This is a genomic window from Streptomyces sp. NPDC000941 (assembly GCF_053599555.1).
The window spans coordinates 118,387-131,650 of the sequence record NZ_JBSFMM010000006.1 but is presented as its reverse complement, the minus strand read 5'-3'; the positions used below and the strand labels follow the sequence as shown (position 1 = coordinate 131,650).

The 13,264-nt window shown below is 68.1% G+C and carries 9 protein-coding genes and 3 tRNA genes; 4 read left to right on the top strand and 8 right to left on the bottom strand.

The annotated features are described in order from the left end of the window. Both ACWDSL_RS04215 and ACWDSL_RS04210 read right to left on the bottom strand, forming a co-directional pair. Nucleotides 1-1,433: FGGY family carbohydrate kinase (locus ACWDSL_RS04215; RefSeq protein WP_450481528.1), on the bottom strand; the 1,433-nt coding region annotated here is incomplete at its 3' end. A 27-nt stretch (nucleotides 1,434-1,460) separates the two neighbouring features. Continuing rightward, nucleotides 1,461-1,730, bottom strand: a complete 270-nt coding sequence (locus ACWDSL_RS04210; RefSeq protein ID WP_398532565.1) for a YtxH domain-containing protein — start codon at nucleotides 1,728-1,730, stop codon at nucleotides 1,461-1,463. 210 nt (nucleotides 1,731-1,940) lie between these two features. Here ACWDSL_RS04210 and ACWDSL_RS04205 point away from each other — a divergent pair. The 3 genes from ACWDSL_RS04205 (at nucleotide 1,941) to ACWDSL_RS04195 (ending at nucleotide 2,371) form a co-directional block, all read left to right on the top strand. Continuing rightward, nucleotides 1,941-2,013: transfer RNA gene (locus tag ACWDSL_RS04205), tRNA-Asn, on the top strand. A 5-nt stretch (nucleotides 2,014-2,018) separates the two neighbouring features. Beyond that, nucleotides 2,019-2,091: transfer RNA gene (locus ACWDSL_RS04200), tRNA-Asn, on the top strand. Between the two features lie 203 nt (nucleotides 2,092-2,294). After that, nucleotides 2,295-2,371 (top strand) — tRNA-Ile (locus ACWDSL_RS04195). Between the two features lie 313 nt (nucleotides 2,372-2,684). On the opposite strand, the gene ACWDSL_RS04190 is transcribed toward ACWDSL_RS04195, so the two are convergent. Together ACWDSL_RS04190 and ACWDSL_RS04185 are read right to left on the bottom strand one after the other, a co-directional pair. Further along, the gene (locus ACWDSL_RS04190) at nucleotides 2,685-3,251 is read right to left on the bottom strand and encodes an MmyB family transcriptional regulator (RefSeq protein ID WP_450481536.1); all 567 of its coding nucleotides are present in this window, start codon (nucleotides 3,249-3,251) and stop codon (nucleotides 2,685-2,687) included. Then, complete coding sequence (locus ACWDSL_RS04185; RefSeq protein WP_450481526.1) at nucleotides 3,154-3,477, bottom strand: helix-turn-helix domain-containing protein; 324 nt, start codon at nucleotides 3,475-3,477, stop codon at nucleotides 3,154-3,156. Before ACWDSL_RS04185 ends, ACWDSL_RS04190 begins: the two co-directional genes overlap by 98 nt. A 20-nt stretch (nucleotides 3,478-3,497) precedes the next feature. On the opposite strand from ACWDSL_RS04185, the gene ACWDSL_RS04180 reads away from it, so the two are divergent. After that, complete coding sequence (locus ACWDSL_RS04180) at nucleotides 3,498-3,677, top strand: hypothetical protein (RefSeq protein ID WP_450481524.1); 180 nt, start codon at nucleotides 3,498-3,500, stop codon at nucleotides 3,675-3,677. 854 nt (nucleotides 3,678-4,531) lie between these two features. On the opposite strand, the gene cas7c is transcribed toward ACWDSL_RS04180, so the two are convergent. Genes cas7c through cas3 form a run of 4 tightly spaced genes read right to left on the bottom strand, consistent with a single transcriptional unit; the run spans nucleotide 4,532 to nucleotide 10,201 of the window. Continuing rightward, nucleotides 4,532-5,416, bottom strand: a complete 885-nt coding sequence (cas7c, locus tag ACWDSL_RS04175; RefSeq protein WP_450481522.1) for a type I-C CRISPR-associated protein Cas7/Csd2 — start codon at nucleotides 5,414-5,416, stop codon at nucleotides 4,532-4,534. Between the two features lie 2 nt (nucleotides 5,417-5,418). Next, nucleotides 5,419-7,299 (bottom strand): type I-C CRISPR-associated protein Cas8c/Csd1, encoded by a 1,881-nt coding sequence (gene cas8c / locus ACWDSL_RS04170; RefSeq protein WP_450481521.1) that lies wholly within the window; start codon nucleotides 7,297-7,299, stop codon nucleotides 5,419-5,421. Continuing rightward, nucleotides 7,299-8,009 carry a type I-C CRISPR-associated protein Cas5c gene (gene cas5c, locus ACWDSL_RS04165; RefSeq protein WP_450481519.1) on the bottom strand — a complete coding sequence of 237 codons (711 nt, stop codon included), beginning with the start codon at nucleotides 8,007-8,009 and terminating at the stop codon, nucleotides 7,299-7,301. Before cas5c ends, cas8c begins: the two co-directional genes overlap by 1 nt. Next, nucleotides 8,006-10,201 (bottom strand): CRISPR-associated helicase Cas3', encoded by a 2,196-nt coding sequence (gene cas3 / locus ACWDSL_RS04160; RefSeq protein WP_450481517.1) that lies wholly within the window; start codon nucleotides 10,199-10,201, stop codon nucleotides 8,006-8,008. Before cas3 ends, cas5c begins: the two co-directional genes overlap by 4 nt. Between the last annotated feature and the right edge of the window lie 3,063 nt (nucleotides 10,202-13,264).

Genomic DNA, 13,264 nt, shown 5'->3' with positions numbered 1-13,264 from the left:
CGCACCGCGACGTACTGCTGCCGCACCGCCTGCCCCACCGCCAGCTCATCGCCCGCCTCGAAGACCTGGCTCGCGGCCGCCGGCCACAGCGGCGGCTGGTGCGGCGAGAGGGTGCCGTGCGCGGCGCCCAGGGCCCAGGCGGCCTGCCGGGCGGCGCCCAGCGCGGCGTAGTCCGCGGACTGGGGGACCACGACCTGGGCGCCCAGCAGCGCGGGGGCGATGGCGCGCACCGCGGGCAGGTCCGCCGCGGGCCCCAGCAGGAACACCCGCCGCACCGCGACCCCGCGCCCGCGCAGCACGTCCAGCGCGTCCGCGAGCCCGCACAGCATGCCCTCGAAGGCGGCGCGGGCCAGGTGCTCGGGCTTCATGCTCTCGCGCCGCAGCCCCGTCAGCGTCCCGGCGGTGTGCGGCAGATGCGGGGTGCGCTCGCCCTCGAGGTAGGGCAGCAGGACCAGCCCGTACGACCCGGGCGTGGACTTGAGGGCGAGCGCGGAGAGCCCTTCCAGGTCGACGCTCAGCAGCTCCGCGGTGCCGCGCAGCGCCCGTACGGCGTTGAGCGTATGGACGACGGGCAGATGCATGCCGGTGGCGTCCGCGTACGAGGTGATGGTGCCGGAGGGGTCGACCAGCGCCTCGTGGTGGACGGAGAAGACGGAACCCGAGGCGCCCAGCGAGATCACCGCGTCGCCGACGCCGACGCCGAGGCCGAAGGCCGCCGCCATGGTCTCGCCGGTCCCGGCGGAGATCAGCAGCCCCTCGGGGGTGTGGCCCGCGGCCTCGGCGGGGCCGATGACCTCGGGCAGCCGCACTTGGTGGCCGAGGGCCAGCTCGATGAGGTCGGGGCGCCAGGAGCCGGTCGCGGCGGACCAGTAGCCGGTGCCGGAGGCTGTGCCGCGGTCGGTGGTGCGCCGCGCGGGCCGCCCCAGCAGCTGCCACACCAGCCAGTCGTGCGGCTGCATCAGCTCGGTCACCTGCCGCGCCGCGTCCGGCTCGGTGCGGGCCAGCCACCGCAGTTTGGCGACGGCCTGCGTCGCGCTCGGCACGGCGCCGACCGCCTGTGCCCATGCGGCGCGGCCGCCGAGCGAGTCGATGAGGTCGGCGGCCGCGGACTGGGCGCGCTTGTCGTTGCCCACCAGGGCGGGCCGTACGAGCGCCCCACCCGCGTCCAGCGTGAGCAGCCCGTTCCCCTGCGCCGAAACGCCGATGGCCTGGACCCCCTCCAGCAGCTTGCCCCCGGCGGCCTCGCCGAGCGACAGCAGCCAGGACTGGGGGTCCACGTCGTACGGCGAGGCGGGGGCGGCCCCTGGGGGAGTCGCGGCGTCGGCCGCGGGGTGCGGGGCGTAACCCTGCCTGATCACGGCTCCCGTATCCGTATCGCAGACGACGATCCGTGTGCTCTCGGACGAACTGTCCAACCCGGCGACTATCCCCATGGACCCAGATCATGCCACCGCGGAGGGCTAGGTGTTGCTCGTCCCCCAGTCGTCCTCCGCGCCGGCGGACTTCTCCCGCTGCCCGATCCGCTCGCGCAGCGGCTTGGTCTTCTCAAAGGCCCTGGCCGCCGCCTGCCGCCCGCCCAGGGCGGCTGTCTCGGCGGTGTTCCGGACCGCCGGATTCCGTACGAACTGCTGCGCACATGTACGCAGCTGCTCGTACCGCTCGCGGCCGGCCCTCGTGCCGAGTACGTATCCGACAGCCAGCCCCGTGATGAACGTCAGCCGGTACCGCATCGACCTGCCCTTCTGGTTGTCCCTCGCATCGGACCCTTGGGTCGTGCAGCGCCTACCCGTCCCGGCCGCAGATCACCCACGGCCGCCGTGGACACCCACGAGGTTACCGATTGGCGGAGCACCCCCCTGCTTGCGCTAATGTATGTGTCGCAGCGAGCGCACGCCGTCCGGGAGCCCTGGATGGGGGTGCGGTCGGTGCACACGGAGCAATCCCCTGTAGCTCAATTGGCAGAGCAGCCGGCTGTTAACCGGCAGGTTACTGGTTCGAGTCCAGTCGGGGGAGCTCGGTCCCCTGTAGCTCAATTGGCAGAGCATTCGGCTGTTAACCGGAGGGTTACTGGTTCGAGTCCAGTCGGGGGAGCAGAGGGAGAGGACCCCACGGGGTCCTTTTTCATTTCCCGCCCCGTTTTGATCCCCCTGCCCGGCCGCTCCGGCCCCCGGCCCGTCATGGGCCCCGGTACGCGGACATGGGGGTACCCATCCCCGGCCCCCCGAAGCAACAGATCGTATGAGCGGCTATGCTGCGGCAGACGGCGCACGCGGATGCGCGCGACGCGCCGTTACGGGGCGGTAGCTCAGCCGGTTAGAGCAGCGGACTCATAATCCGTCGGCCGTGGGTTCGAGTCCCACCCGCCCCACCAAGACAGGTCGCTGACCTGCGGAAACGTCGCAGCGGGCGTGCGGATTCAGAACTTTGGGCCAACGGACTGAATCCGCTGCGCGTGAGTTCGACGCCGTTGCCATCAGGAGTTGGTTGGTGCCGCTCTGACCTGGGCGGACGTCTCAGTTCGCTGCCGGGGCAAGCAGCCGCAGGTGGGCTGTGCGAGCGGGTGGGCGCCGAGGTTGGGACGCTGATGGGACGCAGGTAATCGGAAGTGGCTGCCTGGAGACCTGCGCCGACGCTGCTCTGGTTGTGGGCGGCGGGGTCGGGGCGGTGTGTGACGGTCGGCCACGCTATGCAACGCCTGGATCGATGGTCTGCTGCGGGACCCGGGCTGAGCGCCGGGGAAACGGCCCGTACTGGAAACGGCCCAGTTTGCTGGCCGGGGTGAGTCGACCCTCGAAGAAGGCGATCGACAGCGTCCGGAGGGGCTCGGCCATCGACCTGTCCTCCTGACAGCGCACCGGGTGTTGGGACGGTTTCGTGCCGCGGACGCAGGCGCGCACGTCGTGGCAGGCCCACAGCTGGTGGAAGGTGTCGCTGCGGGTGGACAGCTCGCCGACGAGGTCGGTGAGGGTTCGGCCGTAGGGGGTGGTGCTGGCGGCGCGCAGATGGGCGGTAAGATCGTCGGCGACTTCGTCCCAGTCGCGCCAGAACTGGTCGGCCTGGGAGTCGAGGAATGTGAACCGGCCGAGGTTGTGAGCTATGCGCGCGTCGGTGTAGAGCACGCTGTAGAGGGCCCGGGCGAGGGGTTGGCGGCGATCACGTCGAGGGTGGGAATGCGCACCAGCGCGGGGACCCCGACAAGGGCGTCGAGCACCGTCTGCAGTTCCGGGCGATCGTCGCGGGCGGGGTGCGATGGGAGCGGCGCACGGGGACGGCCTGGCTGGCACGCGCCAGGTCGATCAGGTGGGCCTGCTCGGTAGCATCGAGTTGCAGCGCACGGGCGATGACGTGCAGCACGCTGTCGGAGGCGTTGGTGAGCGCGCCGCGTTCTAGTCGGATGTAGTAGTCGATGCTGAGCCCGGCCAGGGCGGCGACCTCCTCGCGGCGCAGCCCGGGTACCCGCCGCTTGAGCCCTGCCACGGGCAGCCCGACTGGGTGCGATGGTCACCTCGGAGGGCGACCGCCACAGCCGGAACCTGTTTCTCGGCGACCTCGCCCGGCAGTTGCGATCCACGGTCGCCCCGGAGGGCGACCGCCACGTGCCCACCGGGACCGTCCTGACGTGGGGCGTGGAGTTGCGATCCACGGTCACCCCGGAGGGCGACCGCCACGTGAGCTGATGGAGTCGGCACTCCTCCAGAATGTGGTTGCGATCCACGGTCGCCCTGGAGGGCGACCGCCACTCCTGCGTCTGCTTGTCGATGACGCGCGAGCCGGTGATGTTGCGATCCATGGTCCTCCCGGAAGGCGACCGCCACGTTCGCACAGGCGGGTGCCGCTGGGGGTGTCGACCTGGCTGCGATCCACGGCCGCCCCGGAGAGCGACCGCCACCACGTACCGGGATGCGGTCGAGGCCGTCATCCAGGCATTGCGATCCACGGTCGCTCCGGAGGGCGACCGCCACCCCTGGTGCAGGAGACTCTCCGCTTGGTAGGCGAGGTTGCGATCCACGGTCACCCTGAAGGGCGACCGCACTGCGGGTCGTCGATGAACGTGAAACCGCCGTACTTGATGTTGCGATCCACGGTCGCCCCGGAGGGCGACCGCCATCACGGCGCAGTCGGCACACGTCCACCCGTCCCACTCGTTGCGATCCACGGTCACCTCGGAGGGCGACCGCCACCCGCGCCTCGCGGGCCTCCCCGGCGACCGAGCGGTTGTTGCGATCCACGGTCACCCCCGGGGGCGACCGCCACGAGTCGGCGTATGGCTTGCCGCCGATGCCAGCGCCGTTGCGGTCCTCGGACGGCCCAGAGAGCGACCGCCACACACTGTCTGCTCCTCATCGCCGCACGGGTGAGGTGGTTGCGATCTCCTGCCGCAGCGGAGGGCGATCGCCCCAGCGGGACGGTCAGGAGGCGACTTTCACCAAAGGTGCGACCCTCGAATCTCTCTGCAAAGGGACTATCCACGGCGTGTCAGCCATGGTGGGTGTAAGGGGTACATCGATGCGCGTGGATAGCCGTTCTGGGGTCACCCGATGAGGGGTGTGAAGGTGATCCCCAAAGGTAGGTCGGCCAAGTCGGTGTTGGTCTTGTAGTGGTTGAAGGTCCGGGGTGGTTCATCGGAGAGGGGTTCGATGGTGATGCGGTCGAAGAGGGTGGCGGCGGGGGCTTTGCCGAAGGCGTCGTCGTGGGTGAAGACGTACAGGCCGCGGGTGGCCATTTCGCCTCGGGTGGCGCTGCGGTCGTGGTCGAACATGTGCTGCAGGACGGTCCACAGGGCCTGCAGATCGTCGCTCGTGACGCCGGTTTGCTTACCTCGGGAGGCGCTGTAGAAGGCGTGAGCGCGGTAGAGGCCGTAGTGGACGGTCCATTTGGAGCCCATCTCGGTTTGTTCGCCCTTGTCGATGTCGGCTTGTTTGGTCTGGGTGACGCGGGTGATGGTGTGGTCGACAGGGTGGACGGGGGAGACGCTGCGGCCGAAGGTGAACTGCAGGGGGCCGCGGACGTGTCCGGCGCGGGCGTCACCGGTGGACAGCACGCCGCCGAAGAGCCGGATGTCGACGAAGTTGTCGCACATCCACTTCTGGACCTTCTGACGTTCGTCCGGCGTGGGCCTCTGGGTGGGTTTGACGGCGCTGCCGGTGAAGCCGCGTTCAATATTGGAGTTCAGGGCGATGTCGGCCTCGACGAAGATCTTGTAGCGGGGGTCGTCGGGGCGCAGCAGGGGGATGGTGTCGCGGATCTTGCGTTTGAGGGCGACGTCGGTGACGAGGCCGTGGTAGGTCTCGGTGTCGATGCGGGGGTGGTTTCCGGCGTCGGGGTCGCCGTTGGGGTTGCCGTCGTGGACGTCGAAGAGCAGGACGATGTCGTGGCGGCGGGTGGGGTCGAGCAGGTGTGCGGGGATGTCGGTCATGGTCACTCCTTGGTGGTGGTGTCGTCGGTGGTCTCGGTGTCGGGGAGAAGTTCCTTGGTGGGCAGGCCCCGCTCGCGGGCGCGGGCAATGTCGTGGTTGCGCTGGTCCGCGTAGCCGTTGAGCCACAGTCCCTGGTCGTGCAGGGCCAGGTGGGTGGGGAACGGGCGCAGACGTCCGGTGAGCTCATCGAGACTGCGGGCGAAGAAGACGGCTGACTTCTCGCGGTTGTGGGTCCGGAGCTTCTTCAGGTGCGCCTTGGAGTTGCGCAGTGCGGGCACCAGGACGGTGGCCGGGCTGGTGACGGCGCGGCTGAAGTAGCGGTCGGTGATGGTGGTGTTGAGGGCGGAGCCTCCTGCGCGGGTGGCCGCGAACTGAAGGGCTTCGAGGACGGCGAACATGCGGCCGGCTACATAGGCGGGGGTGAGGTCTTCCGGATCGAGGGCCATGGACAGCTCCTGGGCGTGATTGGGGTGGGACCGGGTCAGGCACAGCCGGATCAGGGCCTGCCGGGGGAGGTCGAAGCGACCGTCGGTGCGGATGCGGAGCAGCAGGTGGGCGAGCATCGAGGACGACAGCGGGGTGCCCTTGAGGGCTGCTTGTAGGAGTTCGCGTTGTGCCCAGACGGGGCGGCGGGCGCTGGATGAGCCCATCGGGGTGTAGGAGCCTGAGTGGGCCTTGCGGCCGGATTGCCAGCGGCCGAGGGCGAGAAGCAGTCGGTAGATGGAGAAGAAGCGGCGCTGGCCTGTCCAGGGGTCGATGACCTGCATGTGGGCGAACCAGGTGGCGATGTGTGCTTCTGCCTCGGGTAGTGGGATGTCGATCCAGTCGCGGACTACGACGCGGCCTGCGTTGGTGGACATGGTGGCGGCGCAGAACATGTCGGTGCGGGCGGTGCCGGTGACGATGGCAGTGCCCTTGCGTGGTGCGTCGATCATGGCGGCGATCTTGGCGGGGTCAGGTTTGAACAGCAGGCGTACGGGACCTTGGGGCTGCTCTGCGCGGCTGGCCGTGCCGGGGGTAGGTGCGATCCACCAGACCAATGCCGTATCGCCGATGGTGCGTCGCTGGCCGCGGTTTTTGAGCAGGTGCTCCAGGGCGGCGGTTGCTGATTCCGCGCAGTCTTCGCAGATCGGGATGTGGGCTAGTTCGGTCTGCAGGTTGAAGGCGTGGGCTGTCTGGTTGACGCTGACCAGTGCCGGGCCCTGGGTTTGCTTGCGTTCGGATTTGCTGTCCGGGTCGTACCCGACGGCCGGGATGAGGTTGGGGCGTAGGGGGCGGGGCATCCGTTTGAGCAGCGGCCCGTCGTGGTCGCCTACTAGACAGTGCCCGTGGAGGCCGGAGGACTTCCGGCTCTGCACAATCGAGGGCCAGTACGTCCGCACGGTGGGACTGGTATGGGCCATCTGCCCTTCCACGCGGAAGGCCACGAGATCGGTCGGGGCGTACTTCGGTGGCTGAGTGACGCGTGCGATGTCGCCGGAGGCCAGGAAGGCATGGAGGGCCTGGGCAACCTGATCATCTGGGCAATCGGTGGCCCAGCGGGCCGCCAGGTCGCAAAAGGCCTGATGGTAGCCGACGGCTCGCGCCTGAGCCTTGGCATCGTCGGTCTTCTTAGGGTCGGTCCATCCAAGGGCGTATTCGATCTTGTCGCAGGCCAGGAGAGGGACGACAGCTGAGGTGCGGCCGACGGAGGGTACAACCGTCGGCAGGCCCCGGCGGCCAGCGGGATCGGCGGGGTCGCGGATCGGTTGCAGGTCCGTGGTGGCTAGTCGGCCCTTGGCATCGAGGTCGACCATCCAGAGCACGCCGCTTTCCAGGTGGAAGGCCGGCGGGAGGCGATCGGCGTGCTCAGCGGCGTACTCGGCCAGACGCGTGAGGAACATCAGGCCCCCCGCTGACCGGCCGCGGGCGGGATGAGCCGGTCTCGGGCGGGATCGTGGATGCCCTCGCGGGGCACATCGAGGACCCCCGCCGCAAGCTGGGCGGTGAACCACCAGGAGCGGGGGCTCGCACCGCTGTAGTCGATATCCCACAGCATCACCCCCAGGTCCTCGGACCTTCGAATGGGAGTGCGACTGGCATCCGGGGGGCCGAAGGTAGCGCAGGAGAATTCACGGCACCCCAGGTAGGGGTGGGTGAAGCAGGCACCACGCTCCAAGCGCCTGCGAAACTGGTCGCGGTACTTGGCGACCGGGCTATCGGCGTGCGGCCTGAGCTCCATCGTGGCGTGGATGCGGTAGGCGACGTCGCGCAGCCCGAGCATGTTGCGCTGGTCCCGGTTCGAGGCTGCATCGAAGTGATAGGCCGAGCCGGTCTGGGTGACAGTGCGCAGGCTGGGTGCTTCGGTGACTTCGTTGCGGCGGATGCTGAACCAGCGGATGTCGTTGAGGACCTCAATTTTCAGGACGCGGTACTGGAATTCTGGCTTCCAGAACACCGCTTCCAGTGCGCCGCGTGCTGCGCTGGGGGTCATAACGGGGTAGCTGACTCGTTCCGCTTTGAGTTCGGGCCGGGTGAAGCACGCGTACTCGCCGCTGATGTCCATCACCAGCGGGGGATACGGGGTGCGCTTGCGTGTTGAGGGCTGGGTCATGGTGTGTCCTCGTGGGTGGGGATATGCAGGCCGAGCTGGTCGTCATAGAGGCCGGTCCACTCGTAGAGGTCGCCGAGGACCGGTCGCAGACAGCTGGAGACTTCGGGCTTGTCCAGCAGATTCGCGCGTAGTGAGACGGTGTAGGGCTGCAGGCGGCGCAGCAGCCTGAAGCCATCGGCTGGATGACCGCGAAGCCGCTCCAGCCAGGCAGAAATGGGTACTTCGTCACTGCCAGGGCGTTGGTAGTGCACGACCACGGGAACGCCGTCGTCCTCGATCATGCGGAAGCCCTCGGCCACAGCGGGAAAGTTCCACGCCTCCCGCGCAGTGATGAGATCGGCTCCCATGGCCGTGCGCGGCAGCATCCCGTAGTACTGGCGGAAGTAGCGGGCCAGTGAGCCGAGATCGTCGGGAGCCGGCCGACCGGGGCCGAACAGGCGACGCGTCTCGGCGACCGGCAAGCCGTAGGAGGGCGGCATGCCCTGCTCGTACGGGCTGAAGATCACCACCAGGCCACCCTCGGAACGGCGCCCTTCACGGTTCGCTCGCCCCGCCGCCTGGAGGATGTTCTCGGCGGGCGCCAACGCCCGGTAGACCACAGGGAAGTCCACATCCACGCCCGCCTCAATGAGCTGAGTGGAAACCAAAACCACTGCCTGACCCTTCCTCAGGAGGCGTTCCACTTCGGCGAGTGTGGCCCGCCGGTGCTCCTGGCACATGCGCGTCGACAGGTGCCGCACGACGACGCCCCGGGGCGCGTGGCGTTCGGCTGCGGTGAAGAACCGGCGGGCGTGATCGACAGTGTTGACGACCGCCAGCACCTGGGAATGGCCGACCGCCTCGCGGGCCACCTGCTCCAGAGTCGGCCGCGGCTCGGTCCACCAGCGGTAGCGCATCGGACGGATACGTCGCACCCGCGCCTGCAACTCGGCAGGATCCGGCAAGATCTCCACCGGAGCCACCTCGCGCAGCGGCGCCAGATCCCAGAACTCCGGCTGGGTCGCGGAAGCCAACAACACCGTGACACCAAAGTGGTCCACCAGCTGCCGCAGCATCGTCAAGATCGGGATCAGCAAATGCACCGGCAGCGCCTGGATCTCATCCAGCACAAGCACCGACCCGGCAAGACGGTGCAGCTTCCGCATCGCCGAAGGACGACGAGAGTGCAACGACTGCAGTAACTGCACCGTAGTGGTGACCACGAACGGCGCATCCCAGTTCTCAGCAGCCAGCCGCTGCCACCGCCCGCCCGGCCGGTCGAGATCCACACTGCTGTGATGCTCCAGCAGAACCGCGTCCCGCACCGTGGAACGCAGCAGCCGCCGGTAGACGTCCGCGTTCTGCTCGGTGATCGAGATGAACGGCACCGCCACCACAACCCGCCGTAATCCGTGCTGGGCCGCGTGGTGCAGCGCGAATCCCGCGCTCGCCATGGTCTTGCCCAGCCCCGTCGGCGCCGCCAGCTTGAAGAAGCCCGGCGGCAGCACGGCGGCCTTCACACACGCCTCGTATACTTCCGCGCGCAGCGGATCAACCGGCCCGGGAACGTCGCGTTGGGCCAGCATCGCCTGCCGCGAGCCCTCGAACCGGTCCAGCAACTCGGCCATACCGATCGCCGCTCCCACGTACTCGCGGCGCTTGCCCACATGGACCTGCGTATCGAGATGGTCCGCGTCCACCAGGGCGCTGAACAACATCCGGGTCAGCAACTCGCCCCCGAGAACGTCCCCAGCAATGGTTGGCCACCGCATGGGAGGCGGATTGTGTAACTCTGGCAACGCGGCCTTCAGCCGCTTCGCAGCCTGTTCCTCCGCCACAAGGTCCCGCTCAGGCGAAGCCAGGTACTGTTCCAGTTCCCCCGGGCTCACCAAGCCACCGTGGTGGCCGTGAACGGGCAGGGCGAACACGTCAAAGCCCAAGTCATTGATCAACAGCCGGGTGCCCGCGGCCTTGTGGTCGATCCCGACTGTTTCCTTCGTGCCCTCAACCACCAACAGCCGCCGCTGCCACTCCTCGGCGGCCTTGCCCGCGTCGTGCAGCAAACCCAGCCAGAATGCCAGGTCCCCACCCCCGAACGGCAGAGCGAACTCACGGGCCAGCGTGGCAACCGCCCGTAGGTGATCCACCAACAGATGCCGCCGCCCCGAACCATTCGCGCTATGCGCGAATAGACATGAAAGCTCCTCCACCACGCCCCTTCCTGAAGCTAACCCCAGCATCGGTCAACCCTTGACCAGGTCGGCTCCCACACGAGCGGGAAGCCACCAAGCGGCCAATAACCACGCAAGGGCGGAAGTTACCCCCTACCACTGACAAAGGAGCCTGACCTGCATCGATGCTTCACCACAGTCGTCGTTTCCAACGCCGTACCGATGCCCCGGAGTCTTGAGTGACGCCATCCAGCCGGCAGCCACTACGGACGGCTCCCTTACGGCGGATCGACGTGCACCCGGCCCCGTGGGTGAGCAACTCGCCCTGCACTCGTCCTTGAGGGGATGTCGGTGGCTGCACACGATAGAGGCAGCCATCGACACCGCCTCCTGACCTGCTGATTAGGCGAGGCGCAGGCGAATCCTCAGTCGCCCGCGAATGACGAAGAGGACGACGATCACCACGACTCCCGCGACGGTGAGTGGGGCCGGACTCGTTGCCGGATCGATGTACACGTAGCCCTCGCTCTCTTCATTGAGCTTGTCCGCTAGCGAGCTCGATGTTGCCGGATGAGGGATGGGCAATCGCAGCGGTTTCCGAACAGAAGGAGCAGATCTACGTATATTGCCGTACCGGGCAAGCGGCGACAAAGGGCCCAAGAACTCACGCCCCTGGACCCCGCATCGATCTGTTCAGGCATGGCACGACAAGATCAATGTTTCGATCCTCGACCTTTACGCCGGAGGCCATCCATTGTGTGAGGTCGCCATGCGGTCCCGTTGGAGGACTACAAGTGTCATAGTGGCACGCCAAGGGTTGGGACTGGCATCGGTACTTATGCAGCTCGTAGAGTCGCCTTCCGAGGTGATGAGGATCGCAACATCACTCGCGACATCGGGTTCGGTGGCCGGGGCTTGTGGTGGCGGTCGCCTTTCGGGACGACCGAGGATCGCAACCTCCAGTACATCGCGAGGGTCGGACGCACCCTGATGGTGGCGGTCGCCCTTCGGGGCGACCGAGGATCGCAACTGGCAGGGCGTCGGCACCGCCGGGATAGCCGCAGTTGGTGGCGGTTGCCCTTCGGGGCGACCGAGGATCGCAACAAAGACTTCGGCGCGGACGCGGCCGCCACCGCGCTGGTGGCGGTCGCCCTTCGGGACGACCGAGGATCGCAACGACGGGCTCCCCCTTGCGCCAGTCAGGCAGCCGGGGGTGGCGGTCGCCTTTCGGGACGGCCGAGGATCGCAACATCAACGACATCAACGCAGCGAACAAGGAAAGCGGCGCGGCGGTCGCCCTGCGGGGCAACCGAGGATCGCAACCTTGTAGTGGTTACGCGCCAGCAAAGGGGAGACTGGTGGTGGTCGTCTTGCGGGACGGCCGAGGATCGCAACCGTGTGGGGTCCCGGTCCGCGTGGCCGGACGGTGTCAAGTGGCGGTCGCCCTTCGGTCGACCGAGGATCGCAACCGTGCGTCGATCCGGTCCTCCCTGGTCCGGGAGCGGTGGCGGTCGCTCTCTTGGGCGACCGAGGATCGCAACCCCGTGACCCCGAAGGTCCTGGCGGAGGGTCCGATGTGACGGTCGCTCTCTGGGGTGACCGAGGATCGCAACAGCCTCACCGCTTGGTACGACGTATACCGCTGTACCGTGGCGGTGGCTCTTTGGAGAGGCCGGGGATCGACACGGTGTCCAGGAGCAGAGTGCCGGCAAGGGTAGGGAGGGCAAGATCAGGGACCACAAAGTGTGGCGGTCGTCCTTTGGAGCGGCCGAGGATCGCAACGAACTGTCAGCCGACCTGCACGAGGTCGGACTGCGGTGTGGCGGTCGCTCTCTGGGGCGGCCGAGGATCGCAACATCGAGACCACCCAGGTCTTCCAGGGCAACACGACAGGTGGCGGTCCCTCTCTGGGGCGACCGAGGATCGCAACAAGAAGAGTAGGACGATTCGGTCGGGCCTGTAGTCGTGGCGGTCGCTCTCTGGGGCGACCGAGGATCGCAACATGGACCGTGCCCGAGCCGTCGGCCCGCTGGTCGCGGGTGGCGGTCGCTCTCTGGGGCGACCGAGGATCGCAACTCCTGCGGCATCGCGTCGTGCAGCAGACGGTCCTGATGGCGGTCGCTCTCTTGGGCGACCGAGGATCGCAACCGCCCCGACGGCAGCGTGGAGACGCTGGACATCACGGGTGGCGGCCGCTCTCTGGGGCGACTGAGGATCGCAACGTTGACCTCCACAGCTACTTCCGCAGCGGCGGCTCGTGGCGGTCGCTCTCTGGGGCGACTGAGGATCGCAACATGATCGGGGGTGCGCTTCCGGTGGAGCTGGTGTCATTGTGGCGGTCGCTCTCTGGGGCGACCGAGGATCGCAACGGCGTGGTCCCGCCGCTGTGGATGCGGATCGGGCTCGTGGCGGTCGCTCTCTAGGGCGACCGAGGATCGCAACCTCACGCGGGTCTGGCGATACCGCGATGGGGAGCACGTGGCGGTCGCTCTCTGGGGCGACCGAGGATCGCAACGACGGTTCCCAGTACGCGCTGCGCCTCCCCGCCTACGTGGCGGTCGCCTTCTGGGGCGGCCGAGGATCGCAACAAGAAGACCGGCGATGAGAAACTGCTGCAGCCCACGTGGCGGTCGCCTTTTGAGGCGGCCGAGGATCGCAACCAGCGGTCCCAGTGAGTGGGGTGGGTGTGGCGCCAGTGGCGGCCGTTCTCTGGGACGGCCGAGGATCGCAACCACCCAGCCGGGCTGATGAGCAGCGCCGGGCGGTTGTGGCGGTCGCCCTCTGGGTGGCCGAGGATCGCAACGCTGAGACTGAGGGCGAGCTACCGGAGTGGCATCAGGTGGCGGTCGCTCTCCAGGGCGGCTGAGGATCGCAACATGAGCAGGCCGAACAGGTCGTGGCGGTCGCCCTGCACGGCACCCGGTCCGGCTCCCTCAGGACCGGGCGCCGAAGCCCGCTTGGCAGGCTCCAGACCACCCCATCGCCGACCTCTCCCGAGAGCTGGTCAAGGACTGGCCCACCTGCGGCGGACTGAACAACGAGTAGTCGGATAAAGCCGCACGTCAGCACTGCGAACCTGTTTGGAGCCCTACAGGGCCGCGACTG

What these genes read in the sequence shown, in the direction of transcription:
- ACWDSL_RS04210 (WP_398532565.1), bottom strand. Translation starts at nt 1,730, where the DNA reads ATGCGGTACCGGCTGACGTTCATCACGGGGCTGGCTGTCGGATACGTA.
- ACWDSL_RS04180 (WP_450481524.1), top strand. Translation starts at nt 3,498, where the DNA reads ATGGTCACCTCGGAGGGCGACCGCCACAGCCGGAACCTGTTTCTCGGC.
- cas7c (WP_450481522.1), bottom strand. Translation starts at nt 5,416, where the DNA reads ATGACCGACATCCCCGCACACCTGCTCGACCCCACCCGCCGCCACGAC.
- cas8c (WP_450481521.1), bottom strand. Translation starts at nt 7,299, where the DNA reads ATGTTCCTCACGCGTCTGGCCGAGTACGCCGCTGAGCACGCCGATCGC.
- cas5c (WP_450481519.1), bottom strand. Translation starts at nt 8,009, where the DNA reads ATGACCCAGCCCTCAACACGCAAGCGCACCCCGTATCCCCCGCTGGTG.